This window comes from Ruegeria sp. CDSA034 (assembly GCF_059612275.1).
Genome location: NZ_JBXWQH010000011.1, coordinates 62,047 through 82,059 on the forward strand (window position 1 = coordinate 62,047; position 20,013 = coordinate 82,059).

Genomic DNA, 20,013 nt, shown 5'->3' on the forward strand with positions numbered 1-20,013 from the left:
ATACCATTCGAGCGCTGCTTCTATGCAGGTCCGAGGCAATGCGCAAGCCGGACTGCAAAAGGCGCCGCTGATCCGAATTACAACATCACGACCCAGTTGCGCATTCGTGATCTTGCCCGGATTGAAACCAACACACTAAGCTCACCATGTAAGACTTTGTGAACAAACAAATAGTGAATATGAGATATGAAGTATTTAACTGCTACCGTTGCGCTGTTTTTAGCTGCCCAAGCGGCGCACGCTCAATCCGTTGTCTTTGGCGCCGGGTTCTCGGATTTTTCTGACAGCCTTTCTGACGATGAAGCCGTAATCTCGCTCGAATACCATCACCGTCCCTTTCACGAGGCCACGCGTTTTTCCGCCACATGGGGTGGTGCCCTGACCATAGATACCGCCGCCGACGTTCATATCGGGATTGGCCTGATCGGGACATACACCTTTGCCGACCGTTGGTTCGTCGAAGGAAGCGTTATGCCCGGGTATTTTTCAGAAGGTGACGCACTCAACGATCTGGGTGGTGAATTCCAGATTCGTAGCTTGCTGGGCCTCGGTTACACATTGAACAACGGCAACAGCGTGTCCCTGGCAATTACTCACAAATCGAACGCAAGCACACAGGACGATAACCCGGGCGTCAACTCCGTTTTGCTGCGGTATCATTACGCGTTCTGAAGCAATCTGCCCCGGCGGGATTGATTTCCCCTCAAAGTTTCTGCACATCAGGCCTGAACCTGATTGCAAGGACAGCTTATGACCCGTATCGACGCCAAGTTCGCCGCTCTGAAAGAACAGGGAAAGAAGGCGTTCGTCGCCTACATCATGGCCGGTGACCCGGATTTCGAAACCTCGCTTGAAATCGTAAAGGGCCTGCCCGGCGCAGGTGTCGATGTCATCGAACTGGGTCTGCCCTTTACCGATCCGATGGCAGACGGCCCGACGATCCAAGCCGCCGGTCAACGCGCACTGGACAGCGGCATGACTTTGCAGCGGACTTTGGATCTGGCCCGAGCTTTCCGCGAGACCGACGACACCACTCCGATTGTGCTGATGGGCTACTACAATCCGATCTACAGCCGCGGCGTCGATAAGTTCCTTGCAGATGCCAAAGAGGTCGGAATTGACGGTCTGATCGTCGTCGACCTGCCGCCCGAGGAAGACGAAGAACTGTGCTTGCCTGCGCAGGCTGCTGGATTGAACTTCATTCGTCTGGCCACGCCAACCACCGATGACAAACGCCTGCCCCGCGTTCTGCAGAACACTTCGGGTTTTGTGTATTACGTGTCAATCACCGGCATTACCGGTGCGGCCGAAGCCCAAGCTACAAATGTTGGCCCCGAGGTCGCCCGCATCAAATCCGCAACCGATTTACCAGTGATCGTCGGGTTCGGGATCAATACACCTGAAAAATCACAGGCAATCGCAACTGTTGCTGATGGTGCAGTGGTCGGCTCCGCTATCGTCAGCCAGATCGCTGCGGGCAAGCCCACCGGCGAAGTTTTAGATTTCGTGAAATCTCTGGCTGACGGCGCCCACTCGGCCTGAGCGAGGCCTGATCAAATTTCAACGTGGTCGGCCCTGTCCGGCCGCGTTTTTTTCTTGCCCGGAATTCGTGGCGTCGCATCGCAAAGTCCCGACGTTGCGAGGGCCTCAAATGGTTGGTAAACAAAAAGAACCAATTCCGCGAAGGCCGAAACAAATGCCCGTTATTACCAATATCGACGACCTGAAACGCATCTACGAACGCCGCGTGCCGCGCATGTTTTTCGACTATGCCGAAAGCGGCAGTTGGACCGAACAAACCTTCCGCGAGAACAGCTCGGATTTCGAAGATATCAGGCTGCGCCAGCGGGTCGCCGTGGACATGGACGGACGCTCGACTGCAACGCAGATGATCGGGCAGGATGTTGCGATGCCGGTGGCTCTGGCCCCAGTTGGCCTGACAGGCATGCAGCACGCGGACGGTGAGATGAAGGCCGCAAAGGCTGCCGAGGAGTTCGGCGTGCCCTTCACCCTGTCGACCATGTCGATCAACTCGATCGAGGATGTCGCAGGGCATACAAGCAAACCCTTTTGGTTCCAGCTTTATGCAATGAAGGATCAGGATTACGTCGGTCGCCTGATCCAGCGCGCCAAGGATGCCAAATGTTCCGCATTGGTGATCACCCTGGACCTGCAAATTCTGGGGCAGCGCCACAAAGATCTGAAAAATGGCTTGTCCGCACCTCCGAAACTGACAGCCAAGACAATCGCAAACCTCATGACCAAATGGGCTTGGGGGATAGAAATGCTGGGCGCACATCGGCGCGAATTTGGCAATATCGTTGGTCATGCCGAAGGCGTTTCTGATGCCTCATCGCTGGGCGCGTGGACGGCCGAGCAATTCGACCCCAGCCTCGATTGGAAAAAGGTCGAAAAGCTGATGGAACAATGGGGCGGCAAGGTGATCCTGAAAGGCATTCTGGATGCCGAAGACGCGAAGATGGCGGCTAAGCTGGGCGCAGATGCCATCGTTGTTTCAAACCACGGCGGGCGACAGTTGGACGGGGCGCTCAGTTCGATCCGCGTTTTGCCTGAAATCATGGACGCCGTTGGTGATGACGTCGAAGTCCATCTGGACAGCGGCATCAGGTCCGGGCAGGACGTTCTCAAAGCGCTGGCACTTGGGGCCAAGGGCACTTACATCGGTCGCGCTTTTGTCTATGGGCTGGGTGCGATGGGCCAACAAGGTGTCACCACCGCGCTGGATATCATCCACAAAGAGCTGGATACCACGATGGCCCTGTGCGGCGAGCGGGATGTGAGCAGTCTGGGTCGTCACAACCTGCTGATCCCCGAGGATTTCGGCGGCCGATGGCAAGCCTGATCTCGCAAAACCATTCAACAAGCCATGTTAAAGGGGGCACTACGCCCACCGCAGCAAACTGCGAATCCCCCGGGATATTTTTTGCCCGTTGAAGCAGGGGATCCGCTCTTCATCTGGCCCCAATTATCCCGGAGCGCGAGGCAGAGCCTCGCAAAGTATGAAGACCGCTAAAAACCCCTTTTCAAACCTGACAATTCAAGCTAAGGACGCGGCTTCACGCGGGCATACAGCCTTGGAGGATGCCCGCCCTAACATTGGAGAATTATCATGGCTGGAGAGATTCCTGATCTCGTAGCTCTGGAACGGACGGGGACAGGCAAGGGCGCCGCTCGTCAGGCACGCCGCGACGGCATGGTTCCGGGCATTGTATTTGGTGGCGACAAAGAACCGCTGCCGATTCAGATCCCGTTCAACGAACTGTTCAAGCGTCTGAAAGCTGGCCGGTTCAAGTCGACCCTGTGGAACCTGAAAGTTGAAGGCCAGGAAGACGTCCGCGTCATCTGCCGCGACGTTCAGCGTGACGTCGTCAAAGACCTGCCGACCCACCTGGATCTGATGCGCCTGCGTCGCACCACCAAGATCGCGCTGTTCATCCCGGTTGAGTTCATCAACGAGGAAGAAGCACCCGGCATCAAGAAGGGCGGCGTTCTGACCGTTGTCCGTCCGGAAGTCGAACTGCTGTGCACCGCAGGTGATATTCCTGAGAAGATCACTGTTGACGTGACCGGCATGAACATCAACGACGTTGCCACCATTTCGTCGGTCGACCTGCCCGAAGGCACCAAGCCGACCATCGATCGTGACTTCGTGATCGCGAACATCTCGGCACCGACCGGTCTGGTAACGGATGATGACGAAGAGGGTGAAGAGGGCGAAGTGGCCGTAGACGAAGTTGAAGTCGTCGGTCAGGAAGCCGAAGAATAAGTTCAGGTTTCAGTACCTTGAATTTGAAACGGGGCTCCTTTGGAGCCCCGTTTTTTTTTGTCGAATGCGGATCTTCGCGCTAGCTTGCCGCCGGCTCCGGCATTCACTCTGGCGGATTGAAATCACGGCCCCTACTGGCCAGGCGCGCCTCACCTACTGCTGTTAGTGACAGGCAATGGCAGACGAAGTCTCACTGGAATTCCGATCCAATTCGGGGCATGAGGAAGCAAGTCGTACAATGACGCGCGGAGCAGAACCATGAAACTTTTTGTCGGGCTGGGCAATCCGGGGCAGAAATATGCCCGGAACCGGCACAATATCGGCTTTATGGCACTGGACAGGATTGCCGACGATCACGGTTTCGGCCCGTGGAAATCAAAGTTTCAGGCAGAAATCGCCGAAGGGCGACTAGGTTCGGAAAAGGTGCTGCTGATCAAGCCACAAACCTTCATGAACCGCTCGGGTCAATCCGTGGGTGAGGCTATGCGCTTTTACAAGCTGGACTCAACCGATGTGACTGTTTTTCACGACGAGCTGGATCTTGCGCCCGGTAAGGTGCGTGCGAAAGCAGGTGGAGGTCACGCCGGGCATAACGGTCTGCGGTCGATCCATGACCATATCAGCCCGGCCTATGATCGAGTTCGTCTGGGCATTGGGCATCCGGGCCGTAAGGAACTGGTCTCGCCTTATGTCCTGAGTGACTTTGCCAAGGCAGATTCGGATTGGCTGGAAGACGTCTTGCGGGGGGTTTCCGACGGTGCTGGTCATTTGGCAGATGGCGATGGTGGCAAATTCATGAACGCGGTCGCATTGCGCACCGCACCGCCACGGTCATCAAAAACCGCTGCGGCCTCCTCGAAATCGGTCGCTGCAGCTACGCCTGAACCCGAGGCGGACACCAGGTCCGCCATGCAAAAACTGATGGACAAGTTCAAGTAAGGCCAACGATGTTGCCGCTACGTCTCAATTGCGAACTGCGCCAGTCCGCGCTCCAATGCACACCAAAAGCGGGAGGTAACATATGCGAACCCTGATGAAATGGGTGCTGCGCATCGTTTTGATGTTGGTGCTGGCAGCGGTGGTCGTTGGCGTTTGGAAGCGTGAAGAGATTCAGCGCCTGATGGCCGTGAACTCTCTGTTTTCCGAAGAAAAGATCATTCACAACTTCTCTCACATGGATGACGCCTTCCTGACTGTCGACCTGCCAAGGGGGGAAGGTGCGACATTCGAACTGCCCTACGGCCCCGGTTTTGACCTGCCCGAGGGCACGGACAAATGGGTCGAAGACCGGGCTGTAACCTCTTTGCTGGTGATGCAGGACGGGCAGATCAGGTTCGAAGAATACTATTTGGGGACCGCCCCCGAGGATCGCCGGATATCCTGGTCGGTCGCCAAAAGCTATCTGTCCGCCCTGTTCGGCATCCTGATGGCCGAAGGCGCCATCGACTCGCTGGACGATCCGGTGGTCAAATACGCCCCGAAACTGCAGGGCACCGCTTATGACGGCGCAACGATCCGCAATGTTCTGAACATGGCCAGCGGTGTGACCTTCGACGAGGACTATCTGGACTACAACTCCGACATCAACCGAATGGGTCGCGTCGTCGCCCTGGGTGGAGAGCTGGATGACTTTGCCGCCTCGCTGAACGAAACCTTCGTCGAGCCCGGCGAGACATGGCAATATGTCTCGATCGACACACACGTTATCGGCATGGTTGTTCGCGGTGCGACGGATCGGTCTGTGGCTGACTTGCTGACCGAAAAGATCATTGAACCTCTGGGCCTTGAACGCGACGGCTACTATGTCACCGACGGTGCTGGCGTGGCTTTCGTCTTGGGCGGGTTGAACTTCACTACTCGCGACTTTGCCCGGTTTGGACAGATGATCCTGCAAAACGGCGAGCATAATGGCCAGCAGATCGTGCCCGCCGAATGGATTGCGGAATCCGTTTTTCCGAGCGCCCCGACCGAAGCCGGAGAGATCGGGTATGGCTACCAGTGGTGGATCCCCGTCGGCGCGCATGAAGGCGAGTTTCTGGCCCGTGGCGTTTATGGTCAGTACATCTATTTCGACCAACCGCGCGGTGTTGTTATCGTTTCAACCGGGGCTGATCGCAGTTTCCGTGACGATGGCGTCAACGAAACAAACATAGAAATGTTCCGCACAATCGCCCAAAGCCTGTAAGGTGTGCCTATGCAAAAACTGGACAGCATAAACGTTCTGGGGGGCGTCCTTGCCCCCTGCTCCCGCGATCCACAGACCGGTTTTTTTCGGGACGGGGCCTGTAACACCTGCGCCGAAGATCAGGGCAGTCACACGGTCTGCGCGGTCATGACGGCCGAGTTTCTGGCCTATTCCAAGTATGTTGGCAATGACCTCAGCACACCGCGCCCCGAGTTCGATTTTCCCGGTCTCAAGCCCGGTGACAACTGGTGCCTGTGTGCCGGGCGGTTCCTGCAGGCCCATGACGAAGGCTGCGCGCCCAAGGTTGATCTGGAGGCCACGCATCAGCAGGCGCTGGACATTGTCCCTATTGGAATTTTACGCGAAAATGCCGTCGAACCTGATTGACCTCAGGGGCAAAAAGACATCAAAGAAGCCCGCCAGCCGACACTTTGTTTAGCAAGCGCGAAACCGTCAAAAAACGAGGTAGGCTATGAGCTTTATCGCCATGAACCGCTTCAAAGTCCGTTTGGGCAGCGAAGCCGATTTCGAATCCGTTTGGAAAGACCGCGAAAGCCGGTTGAAAGAACTGCAAGGATTTCAGGAGTTCCGCCTTCTGAAAGGCCCCGAGGGCGACGGGTATCGGCTGTATTCCAGCCACGTGATTTGGGACAATCGCAGCGATTTCGCGGCCTGGACCAAATCCCAACAATTCCGGGACGCGCACAAAAACGCTGGCAACGGCAAGACGCAGTCGGCTCTGATCGGACCACCTCAGTTCGAGGGGTTCGAAACGGTTTTGTATCAGAACTGATCAATCCATGTCGCCAACACCGGATTGATGATTACACGGCGCGCGCCAGATAGCCGCGCGATGTGCGCGAGGGCGGACCAGTTGGAAAACTGTGCTCCGCCTCCAACACCCACCCCGCCTCCTTAAGCATCTTGGCCACCTGTTGCGGTCTGTACGACCGGTGACGCCATTGAAGCCAAATAATCGCGTTGCACCAGTGTGGTTTACTGACGACCAACCACAGCTTTGCCGCTGGCGCGGCCTGCCTGCGCATGTGGCGCAGGGCATCGGTAGGATTATCGCAATGTTCAAGGACATGGGCTGCCAGAACGCAATCAAAAGGCTGGGCTGGTGGAAAATCCTCCAACCGGGATCGCGCGGTATGGGTTGTAACGCCCCTTAGGGCCAGCGCACCCTCGGCCTGTTTCAGCATTTTCCCGGACGGCTCGAGCAGTGTGACCTTACCTTCGGGCTGAATGACCGCCCGTGCCTCGGCAAAAGCACCTGTCCCGCACCCCACATCCAGCCCGTTCCGGCCTAGATCATCCGCTGAACCGATCGATAGAAACCCCAGATAGGCATCAAAATAGCCCAGCAGACGCATCTTATCCGCCCAGCCGGGGGCTGCGGCATCGTACTTTTGAGCGAGTTTATCTGAACTGGACGCGTCCTGCATACCACGCAGCGTGGCATGAAAGACCCGGGGCGCAAAGCCCCGGGCGCGCGTTATCCGGCCGAACGGCCTTCGGTGTCGGACATATCAAAGTTCAGGTATTTGGCGACCGTCTGAACGTCCTTGTCGCCGCGACCACACATATTCATGCAGATCAGGTGATCCTTGGGCAGTTCCGGCGCGATCTTCATGACATGCGCCAACGCGTGGCTGGGCTCCAACGCGGGGATGATACCTTCGGTTGCACAGCACAGCTGGAACGCTTCCAGCGCCTCTTTATCGGTGATCGAGACATAGTTCGCGCGACCGATATCATTCAGCCAAGAATGCTCGGGGCCAATACCAGGGTAATCCAGACCGGCCGAGATCGAATAGCCTTCGAGGATCTGGCCGTCATCATCCTGCAGCAGGTAGGTACGGTTTCCGTGCAGCACACCCGGACGACCACCGGTCAGCGAGGCGCAATGTTCCATCTTTTCATTCACGCCTTTACCGCCCGCCTCAACACCGATGATGTTGACGCTCTTGTCGTCAAGGAACGGATAAAACAGGCCCATCGCATTCGACCCACCGCCGATGGCGGCGATAAGCGTGTCGGGCAAACGGCCTTCGGCCTTTTGCATCTGTTCCTTAGCTTCCTTGCCGATGATCGACTGGAAATCACGCACCATCGCCGGATACGGGTGCGGGCCCGCCACAGTGCCGATGCAGTAGAACGTGTCGCGCACATTGGTCACCCAATCACGTAGCGCGTCGTTCATCGCGTCCTTAAGCGTGCCACGGCCCGAGGTCACCGGAATCACTTCGGCACCCAGCAAACGCATACGGAACACGTTGGGCGCCTGACGCTGAACGTCGTGTGCGCCCATGTAAACGATGCATTTCAGGCCGAATTTGGCGCAGACGGTAGCTGTCGCCACGCCGTGCTGCCCCGCACCGGTTTCCGCGATGATCCGGGTTTTACCCATGCGCCGCGCCAGAATGATCTGGCCCAACACGTTGTTGATTTTATGCGCGCCCGTGTGGTTCAGTTCGTCGCGTTTCAGATAGATTTTCGCGCCGCCCAGATGCTCGGTCAGGCGTTCCGCGTAATACAGCGGCGAGGGGCGACCCACATAGTTCGCCCACAGATCGTCCATCTCGGCCCAGAAGGTCGGATCATCCTTGGCCTTCTCATATTCCTCTTCAAGCGACAGGATCAGCGGCATCAGCGTTTCGCTGACAAACCGTCCGCCGAAGATGCCAAACCGGCCCTGTTCGTCGGGACCGGACATGAAGGAATTGAATAGATCGTTGGCCATGGGTGTCTCCCTCGTCGTACCCGTTGTTCATAGGAGGTGCTGCCAGGTTTTGCCATGGCAAAACGTATCATTTCGCGGGTCTGTAGCGATGCTTCCAGATCCGCAGGGCCTGTTCTTCGGTCGGCACCGCGATGCATGAGAAATGATGGAACTCATGCGTGATGGACAACCGGTCCGATGCCTCAAGAACCCGCCTGTGTGGTCCCGAATGGGCAAATGTCAGCAAGGCCTCGGCGTCTTGCCAAACGCTGAGCGAAAAGTAGAGCCCACCGTGCGGGAACAACTGCGCATGAACGCACAATGGGTCACCACGCGCCTGCTTCAACGCTTGCCCCGCGCGCCAAAAGAACTCTGGCGCGTTGTACCAATGGTTCAGGGTAACCCCGCCAATCGCTGCAAGCATCATTGCTCCTCCCCGACGTTATATACGGGGGAGGTCAGCAAGCAGATCAATGGGCGGCGGACACGAATTCAGAAATCTTAATGGAGTCTTTAACTCCGGGCGAACTTTCGACGCCGGAAGATACATCAACCTGTTTTGCGCCGGTCATCCGGATCGCCTCGGCAACGTTGTCTGGCGTCAGTCCCCCGGCCAGCATCCACGGCTTTCGCCAGTATTTCCGGCCGGCCAGCAGCCGCCAATCAAAGGCCAATCCATTCCCGCCCGGCAGTTCGGATGCACGCGGAGGTTTCGCGTCGATCAGCAACTGATCTGCAACCTCGGAATACAGGTCAATTGCGCTCAGATCCTCGGCCTCGGCGATGCCGATTGCTTTCATCACCGGCAGGCCAAATCTGTCGCGTACTTCTGAAACCCGCTGCGGTGTTTCCTTGCCATGCAATTGCAACATGTCCAAGGGCACGCGTGCGATGATACGGTCCAGTTCTTCGTCCGTCGCATTCACGGTCAGCGCGACCTTGGCCACGCCTGCAGGAACAAGCTGCGCCAGCCCTGCCGCTGCATCAAGGGCTAGATGCCGCGGCGATTTTGAGAAAAAGACAAAGCCGACATAGCGTGCACCGGCATCAGCCGCAGCGCGCACGTGATCAGGTGCGGTCAGCCCGCAGATTTTAACAGCTACGTTCGTCATAAAAGTGCCTTAGCTGGCTTCGTCCAGCAGAGCCAGAACGTCGTCCTTGCCCTCGTTCTGCTTTTTCTTGAGCTTCTTGACCTCACGCTCAAGCTTGCGCACTTCTCCGGTCTTGGTCGAGGCATCGCGGCGGTGTTTATGCTCGCGCAGCCATTCCCACAGGAAGCCGATGATCAAACCGGCCACGACGCCGCCCAGCACCACGATGAACAGTGGCAAAGACGTTGAGAAATTGAGCCCCAGCAACTCGGCCAGGGCATCCGGCATCAGCTTCAACTCGACGATCTGGCGATTGGCCAGCGAGATTGACACAAGAACGATCCCGAGGATCGCCAGGAAAGCATATCGAAGGTAACGCATCATGGTGTCAGGCTTTACCGTTCAATCGGTCCCTTAGCAACTTGCCAGTTTTGAAGAACGGAACACATTTTTCTTCGACCTGCACGGTCTCACCTGTACGAGGATTGCGGCCAACACGCGCGTCACGTTGTTTGACCGAGAACGCACCGAAGCCGCGCAGTTCGACACGGTCGCCACGCGCCATGGCATCTGTCACTTCTTCGAACACGGTATTCACAATCCGCTCGACATCACGCTGATAGAGATGCGGGTTTTCGTCGGCGATTTTCTGAATCAGTTCTGAACGGATCATGAGTGTTACCCTCCCAGGCGACCGGTTAACCATGTCTATACTTCTGGACAGTATAGGAAAAAACCGTGATCGGGGGAACGTAAACTCTGTGTGCAAAGCATTCATTTTACAGCAAAGTCGCGCGATTTTTTGCTTGTTCAGGCAAAATCCGCTCTTAAAGCGTGAACGACGGCCGCAATAAGCCCAAATTTTGGAACATATTGATTCGCAACAAAAACGGCCCCGCGCGTCTGCACGGGGCCGTAAATTCGGCTGAAAATCCAGCCTGAGCTTAGTCGCCGGATTTCAGCGCTGCACCCAGGATATCGCCCAGCGATGCGCCCGAGTCGGAAGAACCGTACTGTTCCACGGCCTCTTTCTCTTCGGCGATCTCACGTGCCTTGATCGACAGACCCAGACGGCGAGTCTTGCTGTCGACATTGGTGACGCGGACGTCGATCTTGTCGTTAACCGAGAAACGCTCGGGGCGCTGCTCTGCACGGTCACGCGACAGGTCGGAACGACGGATGAAGGACTTCATGCCTTCGTATTCCACCTCGATGCCGCCATCTTCGATCGCAGTGACTTCTACAGTGATGATCGAACCGCGCTTCACGCCGCCAACGGCTTCTGCGAACTTGTCACCACCCAGGGCTTTGATCGACAGCGAGATACGCTCTTTTTCCACGTCAACTTCCGAGACAACGGCCGAAACCATGTCGCCTTTGCGGTAGTTCTGGATCGCATCTTCGCCACGTTCGTCCCACGACAGGTCGGACAGGTGAACCATGCCGTCGATGTCGCCTTCGAGGCCAATGAACAGACCAAATTCGGTGATGTTCTTGACTTCGCCTTCGACTTCGGTGCCCTCGGGGTGTGTTTCTGCAAACACTTCCCACGGGTTGCGCATGGTCTGCTTCAGACCCAGAGACACGCGACGCTTGGCGCCGTCGATTTCCAGAACCATGACGTCTACTTCCTGGCTGGTCGAAACAATCTTGCCGGGGTGGACGTTTTTCTTGGTCCAGGACATCTCGGACACGTGCACCAGACCTTCGACACCGGCTTCCAGCTCGACGAACGCGCCGTAGTCGGTGATGTTGGTGACGCGACCCTGATGGACCGAGCTCAGCGGATACTTGGCAGCAACCAGATCCCATGGATCTTCCTGCAGCTGCTTCATGCCCAAGCTGATGCGGTGGGTCTCTTTGTTGATCTTGATGACCTGAACCTTGATGGTTTCGCCGATCGTCAGGATCTCGGACGGGTGATTCACACGACGCCATGCCATGTCGGTGACGTGCAGCAGGCCATCAACGCCGCCCAGGTCAACAAACGCACCGTATTCGGTGATGTTCTTGACCACGCCTTCGACGGTCTGACCTTCGGTCAGGTTGCCAATGACTTCGGCACGCTGTTCGGCGCGTGATTCTTCCAGGATAGCGCGGCGCGAAACAACGATGTTGCCACGGCGGCGGTCCATTTTCAGAATCTGGAACGGCTGCTTCAGACCCATCAGCGGGCCAGCGTCGCGTACGGGGCGGACGTCAACCTGCGAACCGGGCAGGAACGCAACTGCGCCACCCAGATCGACGGTGAAGCCACCTTTGACGCGACCAAAGATTGCACCTTCGACGCGCTGGTCGTCGGCATATGCTTTTTCAAGACGGTCCCATGCCTCTTCACGGCGGGCCATCTCGCGCGAGATAACGGCTTCGCCACGGGCGTTCTCTGCGGCGCGCAGGTAGACTTCTACCTCGTCACCAACAGCAATTTCAGGGGCTTCGCCGGGATTTGCGAATTCTTTCAGATCAACGCGGCCTTCCATTTTGTAGCCAACGTCGATGATGGCTTGGCCGGCTTCGATCGCCAGTACCTTGCCTTTGACAACAGAACCCTCTTCGGGCGTGTCCATTTCGAAGCTTTCGTTCAGGAGGGCTTCGAATTCCTCCATGGTTGTATCAGCCATCTGGCAGTGTTTTCCTTTACATACGTTTTTACTGGCCGAGCGGTTGTCTCCGCCGGTCTTGTTTCATGGTGTCATCGGACGTGATCCGGTGCGCCCCTGAGCAAACAAACACAAAGGGCCGAGGTTACCCGGCCCTGCTCAGTAACGTCATCCGGACGTTGACCGCCCTTGTGGTGACAGCGCGCGTATATGCGGAATTCCCGACATGTGCAAGAGGAAAGCCTTGAAATACAGGGCATCGGCCGCCGTCACACCTGGCTCGCCATGTCCCAAACGCGCCGGTCCCGTTGCAACATGGAGTGCTCAATCGCATTCAAACGCAAATAGGCATCATCGGGATCATTCGCTCCGCCTACCTTATCCCAAATGCGCAGCGCCGAGGCCGGGCTCCACGGCAAACAAGCCGAGGCAAGCCACAATCGCAACTCAGCAGGTAACGCGTCATAGGCTTGCATTGGTGATCCCGTCCGCCGGCGGCGTTTGATCTGGCTGCGCAGGTTTCGGTTCTTTCTGCGGTCAGTCATTGTGCGCTCCGTTCATCGGCGCGCACGAACCTAGACTGTCAGGTGTCAGTGGATATTGCCATGCTCGCTCGATAGTTTTGCTATGTTATTACATTGGTAATATCCATGTGCAACCGCACTCGTAATGGCATTGCTCGATTCCTGCGAAGAATGTCGTGTTTCGAACAGCAAAGTCTGCGCCACTTGCGAAGCTTTGAAAAAGTCGGAGGATCTCATGCGTCAAGACCTGAACTTTCTCGTCATCATTTCAGACGAACACCGCAAAGACGCAATGGGATGCGCTGGCCATCCGATTGTCAAAACGCCCAATCTGGATGCACTGGCCGCGCGCGGAACGATGTTTGAGTCCGCCTACACGCCTTCACCCATGTGCGTACCCGCACGGGCGGCGCTTGCGACCGGAGACTGGGTTCACACGACAGGAAACTGGGACAGCGCAACCCCCTATGACGGGCACCCGCGCAGCTGGATGAGGCAGGTGCACGACGCCGGGCGCGAGGTCGTCGCTATTGGAAAACTGCACTTCAGGTCCAACCAAGACGACAATGGCTTCTCCGAGGAGATCCTGCCGATGCACGTGGTCGGAGGTGTCGGCTGGGCCGTTGGGCTTTTGCGCGAAAACCCACCAGACTATGATTCGGCATCCGAGCTGGCAGGCGATGTGGGCGTCGGGCCCAGCACCTACACCGATTACGATCTGGACATTACCGCAGCAGCCGAGGCCTGGCTGGCCGATCCCACCCGCCAGGACAAACCCTGGGCAGCATTTGTGTCGCTGGTCAGTCCGCACTATCCCCTGACCTGTCCCAAGGAATGGTACGACCTTTACGACCCTGCTCAGATGGATTTGCCGGTCGGGTATGGCAAAGGGCTGCCGGATCATGAAGAGCTTCGCAACATCGCCGCGTTCTTCAACTACGATGACTATTTTGACGAACAGAAAATGTGCGAAGCCAAGGCGGCTTATTATGGCCTGACCTCACTGATGGATGATTGCGTGGGGCGCATCCTGAAAGCCTTGTCCGACAGTGGTCATGCTGAAAATACGGTCGTGATCTATGTATCCGACCACGGTGACATGATGGGGGATCAGGGGTTTTGGACCAAACAGGTAATGTATGAGGCCAGTGCAGGAATTCCGATGATCGCGGCCGGCCCGGGTATCCCGTCGGGGCGACGCGTCACCACATGTACCAATCTGACCGATATCGCTGCAACCGCCCGGGACGTCTGCGGCGTCGAAGCCGACGAGGGCAACGCGGGTCAACCCGGCTTGTCTCTGATCGAGTTGGCAAATGCGCCGGACGACCCCGACCGAACCGGCTTCAGCGAATACCACGATGGTGGGTCAAGAACCGGCAGTTTCATGGTGCGATGGGACGAATGGAAATACGTCTATTATGTCGGACAGCCCCCGCAATTGTTCGACCTGTCAACCGATCCTCAAGAACAGGCCAACCGCGCGCTGGATCGGGTAAATGACCCGCAGGTTCAGGCTGCGCTGGTCGAAGGGGAACGCCGTCTGCGAGAAATCTGCGACCCCGAAGAGGTCAACTCCTGCGCCTTTGCCGATCAACGCAAGAAAATCGAAGACCTAGGCGGAGAAGAAGCCTGCCGCACGGCCTTTGTCTTCAATCACACGCCGATCCCGTCCGAGCAGGAAAAGCTGCGTGAAGGACCCGCGCTTTAGCGCAGGTATTTTGCATTTCTCCAGTGGGTCCTCGGTCCGCGCAGCGCAGTTCAATGCTGCCACCACCGCAAAGCTGCGCCGAGCGCTAGGACCTTCTAGAACAGTTGCAGGTCCTTCTTGCCGCTTTGGATTTCGGCAAGGTTCGGCATGTTCTGGATTGCCACGGGTGCAAGTTGTTCGCCCGGCATCGCGACGGTCGGTTGCATCGCAGCCGCCATACCAAAGGCTGGGGGCTGCTCCAGCTCTCCTCGGATATCGCGCAACAGTGTTTTGTGATCCGGCATCGCCTTGAGGATCTGCGCAAGATCCACCTTCGCGCCCTTCCACCACTGGAACCAAATCGGTTTCTTCAACGGCCGCAGACGATCACGGATGCCGGTCCCATAGCCGGTGTCATAGACCTGCTTGCCCAAAAGAACCGTCTGATAAACGCGGAAATTAAACAGTGTGGCGAATTCGATATCGTGTTCCATGGGCAGGCGGTGCTGCCACAATTCCAGGTTTTCGGCCAAACGATCCGGTATCTTCATCTCTGTGCGCGCATCGATCCAATATTGATCATCCGTGCGGTTGCCCAGGCGATAGTGCAGACAGATGAAATCTAGGACCTCATCATACATCTGGTTCATTTGCCGGTTATATCTTGCCCGCAGCGATGGTTCGATGTCGCGTGTAGGCAGGTGTTCTGCGAACCAGCGCACCGCGTGATCAACCATATGGATTGCGGTACTTTCCAACGGTTCAATGAACCCGCCAGACAAACCGATTGCCAGACAGTTCTTGACCCAGGCATTGCGCACGCGCCCGATGCGCATCGGGATCACGCGCGGTGTCAAACCTTTGCCGCTGTCGCCTAGCCATTCGAGATATTCATCTGCCGCCTGATCATCCGTGCGATGCGCCGATGAATACACATATCCTGTGCCCACACGGTTGTAGAGCGGCACCCGCCATGTCCAACCGGCGCCCAGCGCGGTAGACCGGGTGACGCTTTCGATTTTCTCTGGGTCGGGATGTTCAATCTGCAACGCCATGGCGCGGTCGTTGGGCAGGTAATCCGAGTAATCCATAAACGGCTCACCCAGTGCTTTGTTGATGATCAAACCGCGGAACCCGGTGCAATCTATGACCATCTCGATGTCGTGGCGGCCCTTACGCTCTAACATCAGATGGCTGACATTGCCCTGTTCATCCAGCTCAACCGCCTGCACCTCATCCTGAATGTGCTCAACCCCGCGCTTGGTGCAGACCTTGGTCAGCATGCCCGCAAATTTCACGGCGTCCAGATGATATGCGTAGCCAAACCGTTGTTCGAACTCGGGCTGACCCAGCGGTCGCCCGCCCTTGCACAGGCGGGCCAGATCGTCATGCGGCGAGATGGATTGCGTAAAGTCCCGATCACCATTGCCAAAGCGCAAGAAGTATTCGGCGGCTTCCAATCCTTCCAACAACTGACCGTGGGCAAAAGGGTTCACGTAGTCGATGCGGTTGCCCTTTGCGTCCTTGTTCCAATTGCAGAACTTCACGCCCAGCTTGAACGATGCATTGGTCTCGCGAAAAAAATCCCGCTCGGAAATGCCCGCTTGGCGCAGTGTGACCGGCATACGCGGCACCGTGGCCTCACCGACACCCACGGTGGCGATATTGGGGCTTTCGATCAGGCAGATGCGCGGGCGATCCTTGCGGGCCGAGGTGCGTGAAAACACCATGTCCAGTATCAGCGCGGTCATCCAACCCGCTGTGCCACCACCCACGATAGTGATCTTACGCAAACGATTATTCATATTGTTCTGTCCCTGTTGGCTTGAGGGATTTTTTGGCTGCTTCCCCTTTTTGTTTTTGAGGATTGTATGGCAGCCTTCCCTTCTGGCATGGGCAAAGCATAGCAGGTTTCCTGCGTCCAGCTAGGGTCTAGCGCGCCCTGTCTTGAATGTACTTTCCTTCTTTCGGCAAAGCGACGCTCAGTCACGGCACCCTGCCCCGGGCAGTACACATAACCGCGATGTGTTAAAGGCAGACCGGGCCGCCGATGGACCGCAGCTTCTGCGCGGCAACTTGAAATCAGAGCAAACGCAATTCCCGGGCGCGTGTCAGATTTCCTCACCTTTTTTCAGAAGCTCTTCGATCAGATCGCGCTGCAAATCCTGGCTGTCGCCCCCTCCGAATTCCGCCGCGCCACCGGTGTACAAGGTGCCATAAGTCTTGGCGATATTCACTGTCTGGGCCAGCCCCGAGATCAGTTGGTTCTTGTCCAGCCGGGATAGCGGATGGATGTACGCAGCCCACAAGATACCATTCGCGAGCGCGTAACGCGCGTCTAGCGTACTGTCAAAATTCGCCTGCATCACGCGTTCAAGGTCAGCGGGCGACAAATCTTCGGCGCTGCCAATCGCGACCATGGCCCGCATCCGATCCGCATTGATATCCGTAACAACCAGCACCGTTACGTCCCCAACCTTCAGTTCAAACCCCGGTCCAAACGGTTTCGCGTCAGGATCGAGCGCAAAGATGATCTTTCCCAACCGCTCATACGTCATTGGGGGTTCCGGCTCAGCCGTCTCTTGGGCCAATGCACCTCCGGCAAGGAAAATCATCAATAAGGCTAGTCGGATCATGGCATCGCTCCTGCAGGCTATGGATCGACAATAGGGTCGGGGCGCAGACCTGACCAAACAAAGCTTGGTGAACAGTATTTCGAAGGCACCGACAGCTTTGAACGATCTGCAAGATACTCGGGGCTTTCTGCGATAGCTCGTTCAGAACCTAGTTCCTAGCTTTAGTTCAGCGGCTGGCAGACCTGCTGGCCGGACTCTGAACCGGAAAGGAAATACAAATGAAGTCTCTCGTTCTTACCACCCTGATCGCCACATTGCCCCTGATCGCAGCCCCGGCCTTTGCTGCGGATGAGATCAACGTATCAAACGGTATTTCTGCCGCCGGTGCGCCGCTTGCCGCGCATGGGGTCGATCTGGTGACTCTCGTTAACGACGGCAACCCGGTCGATGGCTTTGCCACCCACTCGGCCACTTATGACGGCGCATCTTATTACTTCACCAGCGCCGCCAACCGCGAAGCGTTCGAGGCCAACCCGGCGGCCTACCTGCCACAACATGGCGGGTTCTGTTCGTTCGGCGTTTCTGTGGGCAAAAAATTCGACGGCGATCCGGATCAATACCTTGTGGCTGACGGAAAGCTGTATCTGTTCCTGAACGCTGATACTCGCGCGGCGTTCCTTGAAGATGTCTCTGCCACATCCGAAACCGCTGACAATCAGTGGTCCAAGATCAAAAGTATCGCGGTCGGAGAACTGTAATCTGGCCACAAAAGACCAAGGCCTGCACGGTTACGACCGTGCAGGCTTTTTTGCTTCAATGACCTTGATGGCTTTTTCCAACGCGGCTTCGACGCTCAAATCTGACGTGTCCAGCAAGACTGCATCCTCTGCTGGCTTCATCGGCGCAGTGCTGCGTTCCGTATCCCGCGCGTCGCGCTCTTTTACGTCCGACAGCACCTGTTCACGCGAGATATCATTGCCCTTCGCGCTGAGCTCAAGGAACCGACGCTCGGCCCGAACTTCGGGGCTGGCGGTGACGAACAGTTTCACCTCGGCCTCGGGACAAATCACAGTACCGATGTCGCGACCATCCAGCACAGCGCCCCCGCAGCGGCGCGCAAACGCCCGCTGGAAGTCAACCAACGCGGCCCGAACCTCGGGAATCACGGCTACTTTTGAGGCTGCTTGCGCAATCTCGGCCGTGCGCAAATCGCCCTGCTCCAACTCTTCGGGGGTCAATGCTTGTGCTGCCGCAATCGGCTCCAGTCCTTGCAAGGTCCGTCTGCCGACCGCGCGGTACAAAAGCCCGGTGTCCAGATGCGCGAACCCAAACCGGGCCGCGACCGCTTTTGAGATCGTGCCCTTGCCCGCTGCAGCTGGTCCGTCAATGGCGATTGTGAACTTTAAATCCGACATCAAACCTACCGATTATTTCGCTGCAGTTTCGCACCCAACGTGGCCATCAAAGGTTCAAAAATCGGGAACGAAGTGGCGATCGGGCCCGCATCGTCGACGGTTACACCCTTTTTGGCCCCCATCCCCAAAATCATGAACGACATGGCGATCCGGTGGTCCAGAAAGCTTTCGCAGGTGCCGCCACCGGGGACGTTGCCGATGCCCAACCCTTCAACCGACCACCATTCATCACCTTCTTCGACAGTTACACCATTGGCGCGCAGGCCCTGGGCCATTGCGTCGATCCGGTCGCTTTCCTTTACGCGCAGTTCTTTTACGCCGCCCATCATCGTGACACCGGTGGCATTTGCCGCAATCACGGACAAAACCGGGTATTCATCAATCATCGAGGCCGCGCGTTCCGGTGGAACATCGATCCCCTTCATATCCGGCGAGTACTTTGCGCGCAGATCGGCGACAGGTTCGCCGCCCTCTTCGCGCTCATTCTCATAGGTCAGGTCTGCACCCATCTCGCGCAGCGTAGTGAACAACCCCGCACGGGTGGGGTTCAGGCCGATGCCCGGCACCAAAACGTCCGACCCAGGCGTGAGCAGCGCCGCGCAGACCGGAAAGGCCGCGCTGGACGGGTCGCGTGGCACGGCGATGACCTGCGGTTTCAACTCGGGGCGACCAGTCAGAGTGATAACCCGGCCCTCATCGGTGTCCTCAACGGTGATTTCCGCACCAAAGCCCGCCAGCATCCGCTCGGAATGGTCCCGTGTGGCCTCTTTCTCGATCACCACAGTTTTGCCGGGGGCATTGAGGCCAGCCAGCAGCACCGCAGATTTTACCTGGGCGGAAGGCACGGGTACCTCGTAGCGCACCGGCGTGGAGTCAGCCGCGCCAACGATAGTCATCGGCAAGCGCCCCCCTGAACGGCCCACCGATTGCGTTCCAAACAGCGCCAGCGGATCTGTGACCCGCGCCATGGGGCGTTTATTCAGGCTAGCGTCGCCCGTAAAAGTCGCCGAAATCGGACAGGTCGCCATCGCGCCCATAATCAAGCGAACACCGGTGCCCGAGTTGCCGCAATCAATCACCTGATCGGGTTCGGCAAAGCCACCGACACCTACACCATGCACAGTCCATTCGCCGCCGCCATGGTCAGTGACCTCAGCCCCGAAGGCGCGCATGGCCTTGGCGGTGTCCAGAACATCTTCACCTTCCAACAGACCCGAGATCCGGGTCTCGCCCACGGCCATCGCACCCAGGATCAGCGACCGGTGCGAAATAGACTTGTCACCGGGCACCTCTGCGGTTCCGGTCAGCGGGCCGCAGGGATGCGAGGTCATCGGGATGGGCGTGCCGTGTCCGGACATGGGGGCTCCTGTTTTCGCTATCAGTTCAAGGCGGATTAGCGAATTGGGGCCGGTTGGTCCAG

At 57.3% G+C, this 20,013-nt stretch carries 22 protein-coding genes; 10 read left to right on the forward strand and 12 right to left on the reverse strand.

Annotated elements, in window-relative coordinates; translation table 11 throughout:
* Window positions 1-186: 186 nt before the first annotated feature.
* The 8 genes from AC2FLJ_RS16705 to hmuQ all read left to right on the forward strand — a co-directional run bounded on the left by AC2FLJ_RS16705 (window position 187) and on the right by hmuQ (window position 6,765).
* Complete coding sequence (locus tag AC2FLJ_RS16705; protein WP_108860976.1) at window positions 187-672, forward strand: acyloxyacyl hydrolase; 486 nt, start codon at window positions 187-189, stop codon at window positions 670-672.
* Between the two features lie 78 nt (window positions 673-750).
* A complete protein-coding gene (trpA, locus tag AC2FLJ_RS16710) occupies window positions 751-1,542 on the forward strand; it encodes a tryptophan synthase subunit alpha (RefSeq protein WP_058279481.1) in 792 nt (263 codons plus the stop codon).
* A gap of 154 nt (window positions 1,543-1,696) precedes the next feature.
* Window positions 1,697-2,863, forward strand: coding sequence for an alpha-hydroxy acid oxidase (locus AC2FLJ_RS16715; protein WP_496706828.1), 1,167 nt, complete (start codon window positions 1,697-1,699; stop codon window positions 2,861-2,863).
* Window positions 2,864-3,130: 267 nt separating this feature from the next.
* On the forward strand, window positions 3,131-3,787 hold the full coding sequence (locus AC2FLJ_RS16720) for a 50S ribosomal protein L25/general stress protein Ctc (protein WP_058279479.1): 657 nt from the start codon (window positions 3,131-3,133) through the stop codon (window positions 3,785-3,787).
* A 258-nt stretch (window positions 3,788-4,045) separates the two neighbouring features.
* Window positions 4,046-4,726 (forward strand): aminoacyl-tRNA hydrolase, encoded by a 681-nt coding sequence (pth, locus tag AC2FLJ_RS16725; protein WP_496699703.1) that lies wholly within the window; start codon window positions 4,046-4,048, stop codon window positions 4,724-4,726.
* A gap of 82 nt (window positions 4,727-4,808) precedes the next feature.
* Window positions 4,809-5,972 carry a serine hydrolase domain-containing protein gene (locus tag AC2FLJ_RS16730; protein WP_282120704.1) on the forward strand — a complete coding sequence of 388 codons (1,164 nt, stop codon included), beginning with the start codon at window positions 4,809-4,811 and terminating at the stop codon, window positions 5,970-5,972.
* A gap of 9 nt (window positions 5,973-5,981) precedes the next feature.
* Window positions 5,982-6,359, forward strand: coding sequence for a DUF2237 family protein (locus tag AC2FLJ_RS16735; protein WP_058279476.1), 378 nt, complete (start codon window positions 5,982-5,984; stop codon window positions 6,357-6,359).
* A gap of 85 nt (window positions 6,360-6,444) precedes the next feature.
* Window positions 6,445-6,765 carry a heme-degrading protein HmuQ gene (gene hmuQ, locus AC2FLJ_RS16740; protein WP_058273175.1) on the forward strand — a complete coding sequence of 107 codons (321 nt, stop codon included), beginning with the start codon at window positions 6,445-6,447 and terminating at the stop codon, window positions 6,763-6,765.
* 31 nt (window positions 6,766-6,796) lie between these two features.
* On the opposite strand, the gene AC2FLJ_RS16745 is transcribed toward hmuQ, so the two are convergent.
* The 8 genes from AC2FLJ_RS16745 to AC2FLJ_RS16780 form a co-directional block, all read right to left on the reverse strand.
* Window positions 6,797-7,420, reverse strand: a complete 624-nt coding sequence (locus AC2FLJ_RS16745) for a class I SAM-dependent methyltransferase (protein WP_496699704.1) — start codon at window positions 7,418-7,420, stop codon at window positions 6,797-6,799.
* Window positions 7,421-7,470: 50 nt separating this feature from the next.
* Window positions 7,471-8,718, reverse strand: a complete 1,248-nt coding sequence (gene trpB, locus AC2FLJ_RS16750; protein ID WP_282120708.1) for a tryptophan synthase subunit beta — start codon at window positions 8,716-8,718, stop codon at window positions 7,471-7,473.
* Between the two features lie 67 nt (window positions 8,719-8,785).
* On the reverse strand, window positions 8,786-9,124 hold the full coding sequence (locus tag AC2FLJ_RS16755) for a hypothetical protein (RefSeq protein WP_496706830.1): 339 nt from the start codon (window positions 9,122-9,124) through the stop codon (window positions 8,786-8,788).
* Window positions 9,125-9,167: 43 nt separating this feature from the next.
* Window positions 9,168-9,809, reverse strand: coding sequence for a phosphoribosylanthranilate isomerase (locus AC2FLJ_RS16760; RefSeq protein ID WP_496699706.1), 642 nt, complete (start codon window positions 9,807-9,809; stop codon window positions 9,168-9,170).
* 9 nt (window positions 9,810-9,818) lie between these two features.
* Window positions 9,819-10,169 (reverse strand): lipopolysaccharide assembly protein LapA domain-containing protein, encoded by a 351-nt coding sequence (locus AC2FLJ_RS16765; protein WP_058273237.1) that lies wholly within the window; start codon window positions 10,167-10,169, stop codon window positions 9,819-9,821.
* Between the two features lie 7 nt (window positions 10,170-10,176).
* Window positions 10,177-10,461, reverse strand: coding sequence for an integration host factor subunit beta (gene ihfB, locus AC2FLJ_RS16770; RefSeq protein ID WP_037310872.1), 285 nt, complete (start codon window positions 10,459-10,461; stop codon window positions 10,177-10,179).
* 271 nt (window positions 10,462-10,732) lie between these two features.
* Window positions 10,733-12,409 carry a 30S ribosomal protein S1 gene (rpsA, locus tag AC2FLJ_RS16775; protein WP_058279471.1) on the reverse strand — a complete coding sequence of 559 codons (1,677 nt, stop codon included), beginning with the start codon at window positions 12,407-12,409 and terminating at the stop codon, window positions 10,733-10,735.
* A 248-nt stretch (window positions 12,410-12,657) separates the two neighbouring features.
* On the reverse strand, window positions 12,658-12,933 hold the full coding sequence (locus tag AC2FLJ_RS16780; protein WP_496699707.1) for a DUF6525 family protein: 276 nt from the start codon (window positions 12,931-12,933) through the stop codon (window positions 12,658-12,660).
* 214 nt (window positions 12,934-13,147) lie between these two features.
* Between AC2FLJ_RS16780 and AC2FLJ_RS16785 the strand changes: the two genes are divergently transcribed.
* The gene (locus AC2FLJ_RS16785; RefSeq protein WP_496706832.1) at window positions 13,148-14,623 is read left to right on the forward strand and encodes a sulfatase family protein; all 1,476 of its coding nucleotides are present in this window, start codon (window positions 13,148-13,150) and stop codon (window positions 14,621-14,623) included.
* Window positions 14,624-14,718: 95 nt separating this feature from the next.
* Here the strand turns inward: AC2FLJ_RS16785 and AC2FLJ_RS16790 are convergent, their stop codons facing one another.
* Together AC2FLJ_RS16790 and AC2FLJ_RS16795 are read right to left on the reverse strand one after the other, a co-directional pair.
* Window positions 14,719-16,407: a tryptophan halogenase family protein gene (locus AC2FLJ_RS16790; RefSeq protein ID WP_282170750.1), complete on the reverse strand. Its 1,689-nt coding sequence runs from the start codon at window positions 16,405-16,407 to the stop codon at window positions 14,719-14,721.
* Between the two features lie 306 nt (window positions 16,408-16,713).
* A complete protein-coding gene (locus AC2FLJ_RS16795; RefSeq protein ID WP_282170749.1) occupies window positions 16,714-17,238 on the reverse strand; it encodes a hypothetical protein in 525 nt (174 codons plus the stop codon).
* Window positions 17,239-17,456: 218 nt separating this feature from the next.
* Between AC2FLJ_RS16795 and AC2FLJ_RS16800 the strand changes: the two genes are divergently transcribed.
* Window positions 17,457-17,936, forward strand: a complete 480-nt coding sequence (locus AC2FLJ_RS16800; RefSeq protein WP_058273166.1) for a YHS domain-containing (seleno)protein — start codon at window positions 17,457-17,459, stop codon at window positions 17,934-17,936.
* Window positions 17,937-17,966: 30 nt separating this feature from the next.
* Here the strand turns inward: AC2FLJ_RS16800 and cmk are convergent, their stop codons facing one another.
* Entirely contained in the window at window positions 17,967-18,593 is a 627-nt protein-coding gene (gene cmk, locus AC2FLJ_RS16805) for a (d)CMP kinase (protein ID WP_282170747.1), read from the reverse strand.
* A gap of 5 nt (window positions 18,594-18,598) precedes the next feature.
* Window positions 18,599-19,951: a 3-phosphoshikimate 1-carboxyvinyltransferase gene (gene aroA / locus AC2FLJ_RS16810; RefSeq protein ID WP_282170746.1), complete on the reverse strand. Its 1,353-nt coding sequence runs from the start codon at window positions 19,949-19,951 to the stop codon at window positions 18,599-18,601.
* Window positions 19,952-20,013 lie beyond the last annotated feature (62 nt).